Origin of the sequence: Vibrio pelagius (assembly GCF_024347575.1) — a bacterium.
GTDB classification, from domain to species: Bacteria; Pseudomonadota; Gammaproteobacteria; order Enterobacterales; family Vibrionaceae; genus Vibrio; species Vibrio pelagius.
On sequence record NZ_AP025503.1, the window covers coordinates 2,553,685 to 2,573,372 of the forward strand.

At 46.0% G+C, this 19,688-nt stretch carries 16 protein-coding genes and 2 tRNA genes; 2 read left to right on the forward strand and 16 right to left on the reverse strand.

Going from position 1 to position 19,688, the window contains the following annotated elements; all coding sequences use genetic code 11:
• Positions 1-108: 108 nt before the first annotated feature.
• Positions 109-1,122, forward strand: coding sequence for a ubiquinone anaerobic biosynthesis protein UbiU (gene ubiU / locus vsple_RS11145; protein WP_152469240.1), 1,014 nt, complete (start codon positions 109-111; stop codon positions 1,120-1,122).
• 17 nt (positions 1,123-1,139) lie between these two features.
• Positions 1,140-2,018, forward strand: a complete 879-nt coding sequence (locus vsple_RS11150; RefSeq protein ID WP_261882041.1) for a U32 family peptidase — start codon at positions 1,140-1,142, stop codon at positions 2,016-2,018.
• A gap of 86 nt (positions 2,019-2,104) precedes the next feature.
• Here vsple_RS11150 and vsple_RS11155 read toward each other — a convergent pair whose 3' ends face one another.
• The 16 genes from vsple_RS11155 to ftsH form a co-directional block, all read right to left on the reverse strand.
• A complete protein-coding gene (locus vsple_RS11155; protein ID WP_261882042.1) occupies positions 2,105-3,442 on the reverse strand; it encodes an MATE family efflux transporter in 1,338 nt (445 codons plus the stop codon).
• Between the two features lie 126 nt (positions 3,443-3,568).
• Positions 3,569-3,976 (reverse strand): MarR family winged helix-turn-helix transcriptional regulator, encoded by a 408-nt coding sequence (locus vsple_RS11160; RefSeq protein WP_255231800.1) that lies wholly within the window; start codon positions 3,974-3,976, stop codon positions 3,569-3,571.
• Positions 3,977-4,111: 135 nt separating this feature from the next.
• The gene (nlpI, locus tag vsple_RS11165; RefSeq protein ID WP_261882043.1) at positions 4,112-5,032 is read right to left on the reverse strand and encodes a lipoprotein NlpI; all 921 of its coding nucleotides are present in this window, start codon (positions 5,030-5,032) and stop codon (positions 4,112-4,114) included.
• 122 nt (positions 5,033-5,154) lie between these two features.
• Positions 5,155-7,275, reverse strand: coding sequence for a polyribonucleotide nucleotidyltransferase (gene pnp, locus vsple_RS11170; RefSeq protein ID WP_261882044.1), 2,121 nt, complete (start codon positions 7,273-7,275; stop codon positions 5,155-5,157).
• Positions 7,276-7,638: 363 nt separating this feature from the next.
• Positions 7,639-7,908, reverse strand: coding sequence for a 30S ribosomal protein S15 (gene rpsO, locus vsple_RS11175; protein ID WP_032551549.1), 270 nt, complete (start codon positions 7,906-7,908; stop codon positions 7,639-7,641).
• Between the two features lie 207 nt (positions 7,909-8,115).
• On the reverse strand, positions 8,116-9,069 hold the full coding sequence (gene truB / locus vsple_RS11180) for a tRNA pseudouridine(55) synthase TruB (RefSeq protein ID WP_150869219.1): 954 nt from the start codon (positions 9,067-9,069) through the stop codon (positions 8,116-8,118).
• Complete coding sequence (gene rbfA / locus vsple_RS11185) at positions 9,069-9,479, reverse strand: 30S ribosome-binding factor RbfA (protein WP_032551547.1); 411 nt, start codon at positions 9,477-9,479, stop codon at positions 9,069-9,071. The genes truB and rbfA overlap by 1 nt, the downstream gene beginning before the upstream one ends.
• 133 nt (positions 9,480-9,612) lie before the next feature.
• Positions 9,613-12,300 (reverse strand): translation initiation factor IF-2, encoded by a 2,688-nt coding sequence (gene infB, locus vsple_RS11190; RefSeq protein WP_261882045.1) that lies wholly within the window; start codon positions 12,298-12,300, stop codon positions 9,613-9,615.
• A gap of 22 nt (positions 12,301-12,322) precedes the next feature.
• Positions 12,323-13,810 carry a transcription termination factor NusA gene (gene nusA / locus vsple_RS11195; protein WP_150869221.1) on the reverse strand — a complete coding sequence of 496 codons (1,488 nt, stop codon included), beginning with the start codon at positions 13,808-13,810 and terminating at the stop codon, positions 12,323-12,325.
• A gap of 35 nt (positions 13,811-13,845) precedes the next feature.
• Positions 13,846-14,301, reverse strand: a complete 456-nt coding sequence (gene rimP / locus vsple_RS11200) for a ribosome maturation factor RimP (RefSeq protein WP_032551544.1) — start codon at positions 14,299-14,301, stop codon at positions 13,846-13,848.
• Positions 14,302-14,537: 236 nt separating this feature from the next.
• A tRNA-Met gene (locus vsple_RS11205) sits at positions 14,538-14,614 on the reverse strand.
• A 54-nt stretch (positions 14,615-14,668) separates the two neighbouring features.
• Positions 14,669-14,752 (reverse strand) — tRNA-Leu (locus vsple_RS11210).
• 15 nt (positions 14,753-14,767) lie between these two features.
• Positions 14,768-15,100: a preprotein translocase subunit SecG gene (secG, locus tag vsple_RS11215; RefSeq protein WP_032551755.1), complete on the reverse strand. Its 333-nt coding sequence runs from the start codon at positions 15,098-15,100 to the stop codon at positions 14,768-14,770.
• A gap of 286 nt (positions 15,101-15,386) precedes the next feature.
• Entirely contained in the window at positions 15,387-16,727 is a 1,341-nt protein-coding gene (glmM, locus tag vsple_RS11220) for a phosphoglucosamine mutase (protein WP_261882046.1), read from the reverse strand.
• A gap of 31 nt (positions 16,728-16,758) precedes the next feature.
• Positions 16,759-17,589, reverse strand: coding sequence for a dihydropteroate synthase (folP, locus tag vsple_RS11225; RefSeq protein WP_261882047.1), 831 nt, complete (start codon positions 17,587-17,589; stop codon positions 16,759-16,761).
• Positions 17,590-17,672: 83 nt separating this feature from the next.
• Complete coding sequence (gene ftsH, locus vsple_RS11230) at positions 17,673-19,622, reverse strand: ATP-dependent zinc metalloprotease FtsH (protein WP_255229985.1); 1,950 nt, start codon at positions 19,620-19,622, stop codon at positions 17,673-17,675.
• Positions 19,623-19,688 lie beyond the last annotated feature (66 nt).

The following is a 19,688-nucleotide window of genomic DNA, read 5'->3' on the forward strand; positions in this document are numbered from 1 at the left end:
AACGGAGTAAAAACAGATTTATCAGACTAAACCTGCCTTACATCAATTCTGACGTTCACATTTCTTCATAAAATGCTCGCTTCAAATTTATCTACTGGTAGTGAGCAAATGGAACTCTTATGCCCAGCAGGAAACTTACCTGCTTTGAAAACAGCCATTGACTGTGGTGCGGATGCTGTCTACATCGGATTCAAAGACGATACCAACGCACGTCACTTTGCTGGCTTGAACTTCTCTGGCAAAAAGCTAGATCGTGCCGTTGAATACGTCCACGACCGCAAGAAAAAAATTCATATCGCACTCAACACATTCGCTCACCCTAATGGCTTTGAACGCTGGACCAATGCTGTTGACCAAGCCGCTGCGCTAGGTGTGGATGCGCTGATCGTCGCAGATATTGCTGTTCTTGAATACGCAGCGAATAAATACCCGCATATGGAGTTACATCTATCAGTACAAGCGTCAGCGACCAACGCTGCAGCGATTGATTTCTACCACAAAAACTTCAACGTCAAGCGAGTGGTACTGCCACGCGTGCTCTCTATTCACCAAGTAAAACAGCTCTCTCGCAATATCTCTTCAGATGTTGACCTCGAAGTGTTTGCCTTCGGTAGTCTGTGCATCATGGCAGAGGGGCGCTGCTACCTTTCGTCTTACATGACAGGGGAATCCCCAAATACCGTAGGCGCTTGCTCTCCAGCAAAATACGTTCGCTGGCAAGAGACCGAAACCGGGCTTGAGTCCCGCCTTAATGAAATCTTGATCGATAAGTATGCGCAAGGTGAAAACGCTGGCTACCCGACTCTGTGTAAGGGTCGCTTTGAAGCTGAAATTGAAGGCGAACGTAAACGTTATCACGCACTGGAAGAGCCAACTAGCCTCAACACCTTATCGATGCTGCCAGAGCTATTTGCCGCCAACGTAGCGTCAGTCAAAATTGAAGGCCGTCAACGTAGCCCTGCTTACGTAGAACAAGTGACTCGTACTTGGCGTGCTGCCATTGATCGTTACCAAGCAAACCCAGAAGCTTACCAAGTTGAAGCCGCTTGGAACGCTGCTCTAGCGAACGTATCTGAAGGTACACAAACCACGCTTGGTGCTTACCACCGTAAATGGCAATAGGATTGATGGAGAACACAATGAAATACGCATTAGGCCCACTGCTCTATTTTTGGCCAAAACAAGACGTAGAGAGCTTCTACGAACAAGCTAAGACAAGCTCGGCTGACATCATCTACCTTGGTGAAGCGGTCTGTTCGAAACGCCGTGAGATGAAAGCAAAGCACTGGTTGGATATCGCCAAAGAGCTGTCATCGTCAGGCAAGCAAGTCGTACTATCGACGATGGCGCTGTTGGAAGCACCAAGTGAAGTGAACATCATGAAGAAGTACGTCGACAATGGCGACTTTGCGATTGAAGCCAATGATGTATCGGCAATCCAGCTGGCAAGTGAAAGTAAGGTTCCATTTGTGGTTGGCCCAGCGGTCAACACCTATAACGCGCACACGCTGAACCTATTTCTTAAGCAAGGTATGACTCGTTGGTGTATGCCGGTTGAGTTATCTCGAGAGTGGTTATCAAACGTGATGACTCAATGTGAAGAGCTCAACATTCGCAACAAGTTTGAAGTGGAAGTTTTCAGCCACGGCTACCTGCCTTTGGCCTACTCTGCACGCTGCTTTACAGCTCGCGCAGAAAACAAAGCGAAGGACGATTGCGAGACCTGCTGCATTAAGTACCCAACCGGTCTTCAAGTAGAGAGCCAAGAAGGACAATCCGTCTTCAACCTAAACGGTATTCAAACCCAGTCAGGTTACTGCTACAACCTGATCAATGATTTGCCAAATATGCATGACTTGGTTGATGTGGTTCGTTTAAGCCCATTGGGCATTGATACCTTCTCTGAGCTCAATAACTTTAGAGCCAATGAAAAGGGTGAGAACCCAATTCAGATTGCTGACCGCCAATGTAACGGTTACTGGCATCAGTTAGCGGGTTTAGAAGTCAAAAACATTTAAGCGCTATTTTCAAAACGAAGCGATTTTCAAAACGAAAAAGGTCTAGCACTCACTAGACCTTTTCTTTATCGATCATTCTGAATGAACTACGCAGTTGCTGTCTGCAGCGGCTGCGCATTGAGCTTCTTTACATCTTTCACCAACATCAGAATCACTACCACACTCAACGCGATGTTCGACAGTGGGTAAGCAATCCAGATCCCCGGCACACCAAACAGCTTCGGCATAATGTACAAGAACGGCAGTTGAATCAACATATTGCCGACCGTTACAAACATCGCTTTGCTGCCTTTGTTTACGGCTTGATAGTAAGCACCTGCGACGACTAAGAAGCCATCCAGTGCCAAGGCGAACATATGCAGTCTAATCCCCAAAACTGTGTATTCGACTAGCTGCGGATCTTGTGAGTTAAACACCGATACAAACTCTCTCGGGAAGATGTTCAACAGAACGATAAAGACCATACCCACAGAGACTGAGCTTACCATCGCAATCTTAAGCAGTTGGCGAATATTGTCGTGACGCTTAGCACCGTGGTTGTAGCTTACGAGTGGTTGCATGCCATTGGCGATCCCCTCTGCTGTGAGGTAGTAAACCGTCACGATGTAGCCAAGAATCGCATACGCACCAATCATCAGTTGATTACCATATTGTGCAAACAACGCGTTATGTAGCGCCACCATCATTGAGCCATAAGCGTACATAAAGAAGCTCGACGTACCGATAGCGAAGATCTTTGGAATCACATCAAGCTTGAGTCTCAGTTCACTCCAACGCAGACGCAGGTTCGCTCTGCGTGAGAAGAAGTAAGCTAAACCTAGTCCTGTTACCACTAGCTGTGCGATTGCCGTTGCTAAAGCGGCACCTGTCAGTTCCCAGTTCAACCATGCGATAAACAGATAGTCGAGTACGATGTTAATCACGGCACCAACTACCATCAAAATAGTCGCTAAGTTGGGGCTATCGTCATTGCGCAGCAAAAACGGCATTGCTATCGAGCCCAAGGTAAAGACACTGCCCACAATCAAGATCTGTAGATATTGCAAACCCAGCTCAAAGACGCGCCCTTCCGCACCCTGCCAACGCAAAAAGTCGTCGGCAAAGAAGAAAAGAACACCCGCGACTAACGGCGTCAACGCCAATAATAGAGTAAGACCAGTGGCGAGGATCTGTTTCGCTCCTTGGGTATCTTTTTCCCCTTGGCGAATCGATACTAAAGCCCCGGTACCCACACCAACAAGCATGCCTAGACCGAGGATTGAACCTATCACCGGCCAAGCCACGTTGATACCGGCAAGGCCATCGGCGCCCACAAAACGACCAATGAAAATACCATCAACCACTTGGTATAAACCATTGACCAACATCGCAGCCACGGTTGGGATTGTGTAGCGCCAAAATTGACGACTGATTGACTGACTCATCTTCTACTCTTACTTTCTACTGTTATCTCACTATAACCAGTGAGTGATGACGTTTCTGTTGTCCCTGAAACCTATGCTCATCCTACTGACCATTTAGTTAACTAAGCTAACTAAATGGTCAAATTTTTACTTGAGGGCCTTATTCAACAATAAGTTCAGCTGCTCTATTTCTTGCTCGCTTAACTGGCTCTCTAATGTGTTCGCCATAACCTGATAGATCTTACTCTCTTCCTCTAAGCCCGTTTCAGCTTTTGCTGTGAGTACAACTAGCTTCGAACGTGCATCTTCAGGGCTCGGCAGTCGCTCGACTAACCCTTTTCGCTCTAAGCGCTGCACCATAGTGGTCGCAGAGGGTTTGGTCACTTGCATCTCTTCTGCAAGATCAGTCAATCGAATCGGCTCTTTCGCCGCCTCAATGACCTTGAGGTAGTCATACTCATTAAAGCTAAGCTGACCAATTGGATCCTCTTTCGATTGCGTTCGCCATATTTTCGATGCAAATCGCTCGATCTTTTCTAGGTTCTCATTCAACACAGTTTTTCGAATAATCCACATTTAATTAGCAATGCTAACTATTTTAATCCAAGTTGATTAAATTGCAATCAGAAAAAGTGTGCCGCATAAAAAAACCGCTCATCAGAGCGGCTTTATTGAGATCTATTGAAAGGACTAGTTCTCTTCAGCTTTTGCCTGTTCTAGCTTAGCCTGAGCAAGACGCTCTTCCTTAAGGTCCATAAAGATTCGACCAAGCTCAAGGAAAGAGTAACGGTGCTCTACATACTCATAGACATTAAATGAAACCGCTAACTTATAAAGAGAGATCGCATTCGCGTAGTCACCACGTAAATGATAACGCTTACCTAAGTAGAAGTAGGTCTCGGTTAAGCGCTGCGCCAACAGTGTGTTGTCACGAGTGCCACTCAAGATCGCTTTGAATGCCTGCTCTTCTGAAATCTCATCGAGCATAATCGCAACCAGTACCCAGCCCCACTGCTCATCACGATCTTGGTAGCGTGACTGCAGATCTTTTAGTGCTTGTTCTGGCGCCAGTTCAGTTTGAACAATGTAAAGCCATAGTGCTCGAAATGGATCACTTGGGTCATCATTATAATGCTTAAGCATCTCTTCGTTTGACAACTCGTAGCGCTCGCCATAGTAGAGAGCAATGGCACGGTTACGCTCTGCGTATGAGTTGCTTGGATCAAGCTCTAATGTTGAGTCGAAAGATTCATAAGCCGCATCAAACTCACCCACTTGGGTAAAGTAAACACCCAATAGATTAAAGATGTCAGGTTGTGCCGGATTCAAAGATAAAGACTGATTAAAATCGAGTCGAGCGAGATCACGCAAGCCGACGCTGTCGTAATAGTTGCCGCGTTCAAATAGCATCTTAGCTCGAACGTCATCACCAAGGTCAGGTCTTTGTAACAGTTGAGATAAACGAGCTATCTGAACTTCTTGCTGCACACTCGGCTGCAGTGGCACTGCCATAGGTGGGTAGACCCAGCGCTGAGCTGAACTGTCCATTGTCGATGCACAACCTGTTAAAACAAGCAGCAGAGACAGACTCGCGGTTTGAAACCATTTCACAAATACTTACTCCTGTTATGACCGCAATAAAAAAGGGAGCGATATGCTCCCTTTATAACATGCTTTGTTAATGATGGGTTAGAAATCACTAAAAAGCGATAGTTCCATCATTTTACTGAGAATTACTCAGCAGCAGGTGCTTCGCCTTCAGCTGGCGTTTCAACTGCTTCTTTCATGCTTAGACGTACACGGCCTTGACGGTCGATTTCAAGAACCTTAACAGGAACTTCTTGACCTTCAGTTAGGTAGTCAGACACTTTCTCAACACGCTTGTCAGCGATTTGAGAGATGTGTACTAGACCATCTTTACCTGGAAGGATAGTAACGAATGCACCGAAGTCTGCAAGACGCGCAACCTTACCTTGGTAGATGCGGCCAACTTCAACTTCTGCTGTGATCTCTTCAATACGGCGGATTGCTTCTTTCGCAGCTGTACCTTCAGTTGCAGCAATCTTAATTGTACCGTCGTCATCGATTTCGATAGTTGTACCTGTCTCTTCAGTTAGAGCACGGATAACTGCACCACCTTTACCGATAACGTCTTTGATCTTCTCAGCGCTGATCTTCATTGTGTGAATACGCGGAGCAAACTCAGAGATATCTTCACGAGCACCAGAGATAGCTTCATCCATTACAGAAAGGATGTGCTTACGTGCACCTTGCGCTTGGTTAAGAGCAATTTGCATGATCTCTTTAGTGATACCTTCGATCTTGATGTCCATTTGAAGTGCAGTGATACCAGTGTTAGTACCCGCTACTTTAAAGTCCATGTCGCCTAGGTGGTCTTCATCACCAAGGATGTCAGAAAGAACAACGAAATCGTCGCCTTCTTTAACAAGACCCATTGCGATACCCGCAACAGAAGACTTGATTGGAACACCAGCATCCATAAGTGCTAGAGACGTACCACATACAGAAGCCATTGAAGAAGAACCGTTAGATTCTGTGATTTCTGATACTACACGTACTGTGTATGGGAACTCGTCTACAGATGGCATTACTGCAGCAATACCACGCTTAGCCAGTTTACCGTGGCCGATTTCACGACGCTTAGGAGACCCTACAAAACCAGTCTCACCTACACAGTATGGAGGGAAGTTGTAGTGTAGTAGGAAGTGATCTTTACGCTCACCAGTTAGCTCGTCGATGATTTGAGCATCTCGCTGCGTACCCAGAGTCGCAGTTACTAGAGCCTGAGTTTCACCACGAGTGAACAGTGATGAACCGTGAGTACGTGGAAGAACACCAGTACGTACGTCTAGTGCACGAACCATGTCTTTTTCACGACCATCGATACGTGGGTTACCCGCAATGATGCTGCGACGTACCACTGTCTTCTCTAGATCGTGGAAGATAGTGTGAACTTCTTTTAGATTCACTTCTTCGTTTTCTGAAACTAGTACTTCGTTAACTTCTGCTGCGATCTCATGGATGCGGTCGTAACGAGCCATCTTCTCAGTGATTTGGTAAGCTTCAACAAGCTTAGCTTCTGCTAGTTCAGCGATCTTGTTTACAAGCGCTGTGTTCTCTTCTGGAGCAACCCAATCCCAAGCAGGAGTCGCAACTTCAGCTTTGAACTCGTTGATAGCATTGATAACAACTTGCTGTTGGTCGTGACCGTAAACAACCGCAGATAGCATCTCTTCTTCAGTTAGGTTGTCAGCTTCTGACTCAACCATAAGAACAGCGCCTTCAGTACCCGCTACAACTAGGTCTAGCTTAGACGTTTCTAGTTCAGTGTTGCTTGGGTTAAGAACAAGTTGACCGTCGATGTGACCAACACGTGCTGCACCGATAGGACCGTTGAACGGAATACCAGAGATAGCAAGTGCTGCTGACGTACCAATCATTGTTGGGATGTCTGGTTGAACGTTCGGGTTCACAGATACTACAGTTGCAATAACTTGTACTTCATTTTTGAATGCATCTGGGAATAGAGGACGAATTGGACGGTCGATTAGACGAGCCGTTAGTGTTTCGCCTTCAGAAGGACGACCTTCACGCTTGAAGAAGCCACCAGGGATTTTACCAGCAGCGTATGTACGCTCTTGGTAGTTTACTGTTAGTGGGAAGAAGTCTTGACCTTCTACCGCTTCTTTTTTACCTACTACAGAAACGAATACTGCTGTATCGTCCATAGTTACCATTACTGCAGCCGTAGCTTGACGTGCAATAACACCGGTTTCTAGAGTTACGGTGTGGTTACCGTACTGAAACGTTTTTACAACTGGTTTTTCAAACATTGTATTTCCTTCATCTAAAGATTGCTCTTTAGAATAAGTGAATGGGTACTCCGCAATGACTAATCGCGACTAGTAAAAAAAGACGAAAAACAACCACGTTTTACACTCATCTGTTTTTAATAGTCGCGACCTATTGGCCGACATCTGTGACTGTCATTGTTGAGTAAAGTGAAGTGCCAGAGTTTCATAGAATTACTGGCGTGCAAGAGTATAAACTATTTTTCTGACAAGAGACATTTTCAGAGCCAAAAAACGAGTTTACAGCACACATAGCAGGTGCTTTTCTCTGCGTTGTGACGATATTTCAAATATAAAAAAAGCCCCAGCAGTTGCTGAGGCTCTTTCATCAAATTCGAGATTTGATTAGCGACGTAGACCTAGACGCTTGATAAGCTCTTGGTAACGACCAAGATCTTTACCTTTTAGGTAGTCTAGAAGCTTACGACGGCTAGAAACCATACGTAGAAGACCACGACGGCTGTGGTGATCGCCTTTGTGAGCTTTGAAGTGACCTTGTAGGTGGTTGATAGAAGCAGTAAGTAGAGCTACTTGTACTTCTGGTGAACCTGTGTCGCCTTCAGAGCGCGCGTATTCTGCAACGATTGCTGCTTTAGTTTCTGCATTCAGAGACATAATTCTCTCCTGATAAGAGTAGTTTGATATTTGTAGCAGCCAATCTCTGATTCAGCCGCTACGCGAGCCGTGGATTATAGGGAAGTTTGCCTAGTGGTGCAATAACAATCTATCGCGATCTCACTGAACGAAAAACAAAAAAGCAGAAGACCTAAATGGGACTTCTGCTTTTCGCAGCATATAAACGAAGATTGCACTTAATCTTGTTTACGCTTGCGGCTCTTCTTCACGGAAAACCACCAAGCGTTTTGGGGCTACACGACCATCATTATCGATCTGAGCCACACCGACAAACAGTTTCTCTTCACCACTTGTCATACGCACTGTGCCTTCTGCTGGTGCACCAGCAACTTGTACTGGCATACCGTGCTGAACTAAATCTGTCAGCTCCGCATTCAGGTTCACTTCTGGTAGATCTTCTACTGCGGTGTCCATTGGCATCAACAGGGGATCAAGCAACTCTTTAGGTGCAATATCTTGCTGTTGAGCTTGCTCTAGGATCTCGTTCAACTGCTCTAGCGTTACCATACGCTCGTATGGGTACTTTGCAACACCGGTACGACGCAGCATGGTTACGTGCGCGCCACAGCCTAGCATTTCGCCCAGATCGTCAGTGATGGTACGGATGTAAGTGCCTTTTGAACAGTGCACTTCCATCTCCACTTCATCACCTTCAAAGCGAAGCAAGTCGATAGAGTAAACCGTGATCTTACGAGATTCACGTGGTACTTCGATGCCTGCACGCGCGTATTCATACAAAGGCTTACCTTGGTACTTTAACGCCGAGAACATGGATGGAACTTGGTCGGTTTCACCCTTGAAGCTCTCAATGCAGCGCTCAAGCTGCTCGCGAGTGACATTCACTTCGCGAGTTTCAACAACTTCGCCATCAGAATCGGAAGTGTTGGTACGCTCACCTAGCTTAGCGATCACAACATAACGTTTATCAGAATCTAATAGAAACTGAGAAAACTTGGTTGCTTCACCTAAACAGATTGGTAGCATGCCTGTCGCAAGAGGATCCAAAGCACCGGTGTGCCCTGCTTTCTCTGCAAAGTAAATACGCTTTACTTTCTGCAGTGCGTCATTCGATGAGATGCCTGTCGGCTTATCTAATAAAATAACCCCGTTAATCGGGCGACCTTTACGACGGCGAGCCATTACTCTTCACCTTCCGATGTTGATTCATCACGGCCAGCAGCCTGTTGCTTACGCTTGTCTTCGCTTACCACTTCAGACACTAGGTTAGACATACGCATACCTTCAACCAAAGTGTTGTCGTAAGTGAAACGAATTTCTGGTGTTAGGCGTAGGCGGATACGCTTACCTAGCATCATACGTAGTTGAGGCTCGTGCTCTTTCAGTGCAGCTAGGCTCGACTCTGGTGTTTGCTCGCCCACACATAGGAAAGTAACGAATACTTTTGCGTAAGCAAGGTCACGAGAAACCTCTACATCAGAGATAGTAACCATACCGATACGTGAATCACGAACTTCACGTTGCAGCATGATGGCTAGCTCTTTTTGTAGTTGCTGAGACACGCGCTGCGTGCGGCTAAATTCTTTTGACATTTTCTTTTCTCACTTAGAAAGATGGGGGGCTTGGTAATAACCAGCCCCCCATGGTGTATTCAACAACCGATTACCACTTACCTATACCAGTAATGTTAGTAACCTTAGTCAATATGTCGAGTCAGCGGACTGATTAGTCTAGAGTACGCTTAACTTCAACGATTTCGAATACTTCGATTTGGTCACCAACGCGAACATCATTGTAGTTCTTAACGCCGATACCACACTCGTAGCCATTCTTAACTTCTTGTACGTCATCTTTAAAGCGACGTAGTGACTCTAGTTCACCTTCGTAGATAACAACGTTGTCGCGTAGTACGCGGATTGGGTTGTTACGCTTGATCGTACCTTCAGTAACCATACAACCTGCGATTGCACCAAGCTTAGGCGACTTGAACACGTCACGTACTTGAGCAAGACCGATGATCTCTTGTTTGAACTCAGGAGCAAGCATACCGCCCATCGCCTGTTTCACTTCGTCGATCAGTTGGTAGATGATTGAGTAGTAACGTAGATCTAGGTTTTCGTTCTCAACAGTACGACGAGCTGTCGCGTCTGCACGAACGTTGAAGCCTAGGATGATAGCGTTAGATGCTGCTGCAAGTACTGCATCAGTTTCTGTAATACCACCAACACCAGAACCTACGATGTTCACTTTAACTTCGTCAGTAGACAGTTTCAGTAGAGAGTCTGCAATAGCTTCTACAGAACCTTGTACGTCAGCCTTAAGAACAACGTTAAGCTCAGCAACTTCACCAGCTGCCATGTTAGAGAACATGTTCTCTAGTTTCGCTTTCTGTTGACGTGCTAGTTTCACGTCACGGAATTTACCTTGACGGTAGTTCGCTACTTCACGTGCTTTACGCTCATCACGTACAACTGTTGCTTCATCACCAGATGCTGGTACACCAGAAAGACCTAGGATCTCTACTGGGATAGATGGGCCTGCAGATGTTACTTCTTGACCGTTCTCATCGCGCATTGCACGAACACGGCCGTACTCTTGACCACAAAGAACGATGTCGCCCTTGTTTAGAGTACCAGACTGTACAAGTACAGTAGCAACTGGACCACGGCCTTTATCTAGGCGAGATTCTACAACCACACCAGATGCCATGCCTTCTTCTACTGCTGTTAGTTCTAGAACTTCAGATTGTAGAAGGATAGTCTCTAGAAGACCTTCGATGTTAGTACCTTGTTTCGCAGAGATGTGAACGAACATGTTCTCACCGCCCCACTCTTCAGGGATAACGTCGTACTGTGCCAGCTCGTTCTTAACGTTGTCTGGGTTAGCATCTTCTTTATCGATCTTGTTTACAGCAACGATTAGCGGTACTTCAGCAGCTTTCGCGTGCTGGATCGCTTCGATCGTTTGTGGCATTACGCCATCGTCTGCTGCTACTACTAGAACAACGATATCTGTCGCTTGAGCACCACGAGCACGCATTGCTGTAAATGCCGCGTGTCCAGGAGTATCAAGGAAAGTGATCATGCCGTTGTCAGTTTCAACGTGGTATGCACCGATGTGCTGCGTGATACCGCCCGCTTCGCCTGAAGCAACGTGAGCTTTACGGATGTAGTCAAGTGTAGACGTTTTACCGTGGTCAACGTGACCCATGATAGTTACAACAGGAGCACGTGGAACCGCTTCAGCGTTGTTGTCACGGTCGTTTAGTACCGCTTCTTCTAGCTCGTTCTCTTTACGTAGGATTACCTTGTGACCCATCTCTTCAGCAACAAGTTGTGCTGTCTCTTGGTCGATCACTTGGTTGATAGTCGCCATAGCGCCCATCTTCATCATTACTTTGATAACTTCAGTTGCTTTAACCGCCATTTTGCTAGCCAGTTCAGAAACAACGATAGTTTCACCGATAACAACATCAGCTTTCGCTACAGATGCTGTCTTATCGAAGCCCTGTTGCATTGAAGTTGGTTTAGCCAGTTTACCTTTACCGCCACGACCACGTTGGTTACGACCACCACGGTTGTTAGTAGCTTGCTTGTCAGCTGGCTTCTTCTTACGACGACGAGGCGCCTTCTCTTCTTTCTGGTCAGCTGCATCTTCCGCTTCACGAGCGTACGTAGAAGTTGTCACATGGTAGTCCGCAGACTTCTCTTGCTCTTGCTTCTTCTGCTCTTCTTCAGACCAGCGCGCTTCGTTCTCTTCTGCTAGTTTACGTGCTTCTTCAACTAGCTTCGCCGCTTCAGCTTCAGCTTTACGCTGTGCTTCTTGCTCTTGACGAGCTTTTAGCTCATCCGCTTCTTTTTTCGCTTGTGCGTTAGCGTCTGCATTTTTTGCATTCATGTCTTTTTTAGCCTTATCAGCTTGTGCGCGTTTTGCTTTTTCTTCAGCTTCACGTTTTGCGTCCGCTTCACGTTTTGCCTTCTCTTCAGCTTCGCGCTGTGCTTTCTCTGCAGCTTCACGTTTCGCTTGCTCTTCAGCTTCACGACGTGCTTTCTCTTCAGCTTCACGCTTCGCTGCTTCCTCAGCTTCACGTTTCGCTTCATCTTCAATAGCGCTGCGCTTCACGTAAGTACGCTTCTTGCGTACTTCTACTTGAACATCCTTACTCTTACCGCCTCCAGCGGCAACACTTAGCGTGCTGCGGGTCTTGCGTTGAAGAGTTAAACGAGTCGGTTCTGCTTCACCAGATGTATCACCATGCTCTTTCTTAAGATGCGTCAGTAATGCTTGTTTTTCTGAATCAGTAACTTGATCCGACCCTGTTTTCTTCATGCCTGCATCAGCAAGTTGTTCAATTAAGCGGTCAACTGGCGTACCAATCTCTTCACTCAGTGCTTTAACTGTTAATTGTGTCATACCGCTTTCTCTCCTTGCTGAATTATTCTTCGTCGCCGAACCAACAGATGTTACGTGCAGCCATAATTAGCTCGCCCGCACGCTCTGCAGTTAGGTCTTCAATGCCTTCTAGTTCATCAACGCCTTGGTCAGCTAGGTCTTCTAGTGTTGCTACACCTTTCGCTGCCAGTTTGTACGCCATTTCACGCTCTAGGCCTTCAAGTGCTAGAAGGTCTTCTGCTGGCTCAACACCGTCAAATGTCTCTTCTTTCGCTAGTGCTAGCGTTGTTAGAGCATCTTTAGCACGGCTACGTAGCTCTTCTACGATGTCTTCGTCTAGACCATCAATTTCTAGAAGCTCGTTTACTGGTACGTAAGCAACTTCTTCTAGCGTAGAGAAACCTTCTTCAACAAGCATTTGAGCGAAGTCTTCTTCGATGTCTAGGTGCTTCATGAAGTTTTCAATAGAAGCAACGGCTTCTTCTTGGTGTTTCTTCTGAAGGTCTTCAACTGTCATCACGTTCAGTTCCCAACCAGTCAGTTGAGACGCTAGACGAACGTTTTGACCGCTACGGCCGATAGCTTGCGCTAGGTTGTCAGCTTCAACAGCGATGTCCATAGAGTGTGCATCTTCATCAACGATGATAGAAGCAACGTCTGCTGGAGCCATTGCGTTGATAACAAATTGTGCTGGGTTATCGTCCCAAAGCACGATATCGATACGCTCACCGCCAAGTTCGCTTGATACCGCTTGTACACGTGCACCACGCATACCAACACACGCACCTACTGGGTCAATGCGCTTGTCGTTTGTTTTCACAGCGATTTTAGCACGAGAACCAGCGTCACGTGCAGCACCTTTTAGTTCAATCAGCTCTTCACCGATCTCTGGTACTTCTACGCGGAATAGCTCAGCAAGCATTTCTGGCTTAGAACGAGTGATGAACAGTTGGAAACCACGCGCTTCAGGTGCAACTTTGTAAAGAAGACCACGTACACGGTCGCCTGGACGGAAGTTTTCACGAGGAAGTTGGTCATCACGTAAGATAACTGCTTCAGCGTTGTTACCTAGGTCTAGGATAATAGTATCGCGGTTAACTTTCTTAACGACGCCTGTTACTAGCTCGCCTTCGTTGTCGATGAACTGCTCAACGATTTGTGCGCGCTCAGCTTCACGAACTTTCTGTACGATAACTTGCTTAGCCGTTTGAGTCGTAATACGGTCGAATGTTACAGACTCAATCTCGTCTTCGATGAAACCACCAAGTTCGATTGTTTCGTCTTCGAACTGTGCTGCTTCTAATGAGATCTCTTTTGTTGGATTCTCAACTTCTTCAACCGCTTCCCAACGACGGAAAGTTTCGAAATCACCAGTCTTACGGTCGATCTCTACGCGAACTTCGATTTCGAATTCGCTTTTCTTTTTCGTTGCTGTAGCAAGCGCGATTTCAAGCGCTTCAAAAATACGCTCACGAGGAACTGCTTTCTCGTTAGAAACAGCTTCTACTACCGCCAAAATTTCTTTGTTCATTAATCTAGCCTCTTAAGCTCTTCTCTCAGGGAGAACTAAAATTTAGGGATCAGGTTCGCTTTTGAAATATTGCTGAGGGCGAATTCTTCTTGTTGCCCTTCAACCAATACTGTTACGGTTTCGCCTTCAATAGATTGGATATCACCTTTCCATTTACGACGGTTGCCGACAGCCATTTTCAAAACGATGCTTACCTCGTGACCAATAAATTGTTGGTAATGCTCTGCTTTGAACAGTGGTCTTTCTAAACCTGGTGAAGACACTTCAAGGTTATAAGCCACTGAAATTGGATCTTCAACGTCCATTACGGCACTTACTTGGTGACTTACTTCTGCACAGTCATCCACATTGATACCGTTTGGTGAATCGATGTAAATACGTAGCGTTGAGTGCTCACCCGCACGAATAAATTCTAATCCAACTAACTCATAACCTGATGCTGCTACTGGAGCTTCAAGCATTTCAGTAAGTTGTCTTTCTAAACCAGTCATTTAACCACTCCAGAAACAAAAAAAGGGCTCAAAGCCCAATTTAAATTCCAAGCAAACATATCTATTAGCATTTACAAATGCTTAGATAACAAAAAACCCCGTATAAGCCGGGGTTTTTGTTGCTGGACCCTTATATACTAAGCGCCTTCATAAAATGAGTTACTGCACTTAGTTCACAGTGAGGTTCACACTGTGCAAACTTGCTACCAATCAAGACTAAATATAGCACTAAAAATTGGTTGCGGGAGCCGGATTTGAACCGACGACCTTCGGGTTATGAGCCCGACGAGCTACCAAGCTGCTCCATCCCGCGTCCGACTTGCGAGCATTATACGCCCAACAAGATGTTTTACAAGTTTGTAAATAATGGTGCCGAGAGAGGGACTCGAACCCTCACACCATAGGCACCAGCACCTCATGCTGGCGTGTCTACCAATTTCACCATCTCGGCATCAATTCTTTCAGATTATTGTGGAATTTCGTCGCCTTGCGCCGGAACTTCACTCACTGCATCTTCAGCTTGTTGGATAACTTGACCTTGTGTAGGATCTACCCATTGTGACTCAGTTTTATGTGTAGACATATTACCAAGCACTAAGCTAAGGATAAAAAATGTAGTTGCAAAAATTGCAGTCATTCGGGTTAGGAAATTTCCTGAGCCACTAGCACCAAACACAGTGTTTGAAGCGCCAGCACCGAAAGAGGCTCCCATATCTGCGCCTTTACCTTGTTGAATTAACACTAGGCCAATTACACCAAGCGCTGCCAACAGGTAAATCACAAGTAGAACTGTAAACATTTTTCCACCTATGTTCCAAATTGTTGAGCCAGCGCCGTTAAGTATTAACATAAAGTCATGTTATACAGAACAAGGCTAGCGACCTCCTTACTGAAGGCCGAGCAATACTAGCGAATGCGACGTACGCTGACAAGTGGAATTTACCAAAAAATAAGCCTTTGACTAACGAACGCTCAAAAAAAGGGCAAAACGCTATAAAACCCAGTCGAAAGATAGGTAAAGCGCCGCCCTTTTTACAATTTTCGCTAGCTAGGTAAGCCACTTTAGTTAATTAGCTAGAGGCAACTTAGCAGCTTGCTTTCACAGCTTCAGCAATCTTAAGTGCTGAGTTTTGCACGAGTTCAGCGTCTTCACCTTCCACCATTACACGTAATAGAGGCTCAGTACCCGACTTACGCAGCAATACTCGACCTTTTTCACCAAGTTCAGCTTCAACTTCAGCAACAGACTGTTTCACAGCTTCAGCTTCAAGTGGATTTGAATCACCACTAAAGCGTACGTTCTCAAGTACTTGTGGGTAAAGCGTCATACCTTGAGACAATTCATTCAATGACATTTCGCTACCAACAACTGATGCCAGAACTTGCAGCGCCGCAACAATAGCATCACCCGTTGTGACTTTATCTAGTAGGATGACGTGACCAGAGTTTTCAGCACCGATCTTCCAGTCTTTAGCAAGAAGCTGCTCCATGACATAACGGTCACCCACAGCCGCACGAACAAACGGAATACCTAGTTGTTTTAGGCCATTTTCCATGCCAAGGTTTGTCATTAGCGTACCAACAACACCGCCTTTTAGCTCGCCACGACGCAGTGCATCACGTGCAATAATGTAAGCGATTTGGTCACCATCGACTTTGTTGCCTAGCTCATCAACCATGATGATACGGTCACCATCACCATCAAACGCTAGGCCAAGATCTGCTTTCTCTTCAACAACGCGAGCTTGCAGAGCTCGTACATCTGTTGCACCAACTTCGTGGTTGATGTTAGTGCCGTTTGGCTCAACACCCATCGCGATTACGTCAGCACCCAACTCACTGAATACAGCAGGCGCAATGTGGTAAGTCGCACCGTGTGCACAGTCGACAACGATTTTCTTACCCGCAAGGCTCAACTCTGATGGGAAAGTGCTCTTACAAAACTCAATATAACGACCCGCAGCATCATTCAGACGAGTTGCTTTACCAAGTTCTGCTGATTCTACACACTCGATCTCTTTGTCTAACTCAGCTTCAATCGCCAGTTCGATATCGTCAGGCAGCTTTGTACCTTCAGAAGAGAAGAACTTAATACCATTGTCATAGTAAGGGTTGTGTGAAGCCGAAATGACGATGCCCGCTTCAGCACGGAAAGTTTGCGTCAAGTATGCTACTGCCGGTGTTGGCATTGGCCCCGTAAAGGTCGCTTTCAGACCAGCCGCAGCCAGACCAGCTTCTAGTGCTGATTCCAGCATGTAACCAGAGATACGTGTATCTTTACCTATGATGACTTTCTTTGTGCCTTGTTTTGCAAGTACACGACCAGCAGCCCAGCCAAGCTTTAGAACAAAATCAGGTGTGATTGGGTACTGACCAACCTTACCGCGTACACCATCTGTACCAAAGTAACGTCTTTCGTTAGACATGTTGTTTTCCTTAATTATATTTCTATCTTTTTTAATGATTGTTATTCATCATTTTAATAATTTGCATTGCTTCCAATGTATCTTCTACATCGTGAACTCGAATGATCTGAGCGCCTTTTATGGCGGCAATCGTAGCACAAGTTACACTACCAACCATACAATCGGCAGGTTTCTTATCCAACAACTTAAAGATCATTGACTTGCGAGACATCCCAGCAAGTATTGGCAAACCAAATGCGTGGAACTTATCAAGGTGCGCTAACAGCTGATAGTTATGCTCGAGCGTCTTACCAAACCCAAAGCCAGGGTCCAGAATCAGCTTATCTTTTGATATTCCCACAGCTTCACACGCTGCGATACGCTCTTGAAGAAAATCAGAGACATCTTGCAACAAGTCATCATAAGTTGGACTGGTTTGCATTGTACGTGGCTGCCCCTGCATATGCATTAGACAGATCGGCACACCTGTTTCGGCTGCCACTTCAAGTGCGCCTGGTTCTTGCAATGCACGAACATCGTTGATCAGATCAGCGCCTGCAGCAACGGCTTGTCGCATGACCTCGGCTTTACTGGTATCGATAGAAATCCACACATCGTGACGTGCGCGAATGGCTTTAATAACCGGTATCACTCGTTCGAGCTCTTCCTCAAGGGACACATCTGGCGCGCCCGGTCGAGTCGACTCACCACCGATATCAATAATAGATACACCAGCATCTATCATCTTTTGAGCTTGAGCCAATGCGTTATCTATGGAGTTGTATTTACCACCATCCGAGAAAGAGTCTGGTGTTACATTTAGGATACCCATCACATGTGGATGGTTGAGAGTAAGGGTTTTGTTGTTTGCTGTTAAGTTCATGAATTCCATTCTTTACTGGTCATTAGCCTAAAAACAGAAAAACCCTGAGCGAACACTCAGGGTTTTTATTAACGATTTAGATATTAAGAATCTTTATTCGTGTTATCTTCAGAATCTGTTTTTGCTTCTTCAGCTTTCACTTCTTCTTTAGCTTCTGGTTTTGCTTCCGCTTGTGGCTCTTCCTTTGCAGGTTCCGCTTTTACTTGGTCGCCCCAACCAGCAGGCTCACGAATTGTGTCTTTGCGGGCCATCAGGTCATCAATTTGACCAGCATCGATCGTTTCGTATTTCATCAGAGCATCTTTCATTGCGTGCATGATATCCATGTTCTCTTCAAGGATCTTCTGCGCGCGTGCGTAGTTGCGGTCAATCAAGATACGAATCTCTTCGTCGATAAGCTTAGTGGTATCGTCAGAAACGTGTTTAGTCTGACTTACACTGCGACCTAAGAAAACCTCACCTTCTTCTTCAGCGTAAAGAAGAGGACCAAGCTTCTCAGAGAAGCCCCACTGAGTCACCATCTTACGCGCAATATCAGTTGCACGTTCGATATCGTTAGATGCACCAGTCGACACTTTGTCTTTACCGTAGATAAGTTCTTCAGCAAGACGACCGCCGTACAAACTAGAGATCATCGATTCTAGGTGTTGACGAGACATACTTACGCGATCTTGCTCTGGTAGGTACATCGTCACACCAAGTGCGCGACCACGTGGAATGATAGAGACTTTGTACACTGGATCATGCTCAGGTACTAAGCGACCAACAATCGCGTGACCCGCTTCATGGTATGCAGTTGACTCTTTCGTCTCTTCCGACATCACCATAGAGCGACGTTCTGCACCCATCATGATTTTGTCTTTTGCTAGTTCAAACTCAACCATAGATACGTTGCGTTTGTTACCACGAGCAGCGAACAGTGCTGCTTCATTAACTAGGTTCGCTAGGTCAGCACCAGAGAAGCCTGGTGTACCACGAGCAATCAACGAAGGCTCTACATCACCCGCTAGAGGCACTTTGCGCATGTGAACTTTAAGAATCTGTTCACGGCCACGTACGTCTGGTAAGCCAACCACAACTTGGCGGTCAAAACGACCTGGACGAAGTAGTGCTGGGTCCAGTACGTCTGGACGGTTAGTCGCAGCGATAACGATAATACCTTCGTTACCCTCGAAACCATCCATCTCTACAAGCATTTGGTTCAATGTTTGTTCACGCTCATCGTGACCACCACCAACACCAGCGCCACGTTGACGACCTACTGCATCGATCTCATCGATAAAGATGATACAAGGTGCCGCTTTCTTCGCTTGTTCGAACATGTCACGCACACGAGATGCACCAACACCAACAAACATTTCTACGAAGTCAGAACCAGAAATAGTGAAGAATGGTACTTTCGCCTCACCTGCAATCGCTTTTGCAAGTAGCGTTTTACCTGTACCCGGAGGACCAACAAGTAGGATACCTGTAGGGATCTTACCGCCCAGCTTCTGGAATCGGCTTGGATCACGCAGGTAATCAACTAGCTCTTTCACGTCTTCTTTTGCTTCGTCACAACCAGCAACATCGGCAAATAACGTTTTGATCTGCTCTTCGCTCATCATACGAGCTTTGCTCTTACCGAAAGACATCGCGCCTTTACCGCCGCCACCGCCTTGCATTTGACGCATGAAGAAAATCCACACACCAATCAGTAAGATCATTGGGAACCAAGAGATGAAGATAGTGCCAAGCAGGCTCTGCTCTTCAGGTGGTGTACCTTGAACTTTTACATTTTGATTAATTAAGTCATCAAGCAGCTTCTGATCATAAACAGGCATGTACGTAACGTACTTAGCACCACCGCCACGACGTGTGAAAGTGATTTCGCTGTTATTGAACTGCGCCTCTTGAATCTGGCCTTGGCCAACTTCCTGTACAAACGTGGTGTAGTCTACTGCTCTGCCGTTACTTTCACCAGGGCCAAAGCTCTGGAATACCGACATTAACACTACAGCGATAACAAGCCACAGAATTAAATTTTTTGCCATGTCACTCAAGGTGTCAGCCTCGCGATAACTAATTGTAATTAAAGGTAGGGTACTACAGTTTGTAAC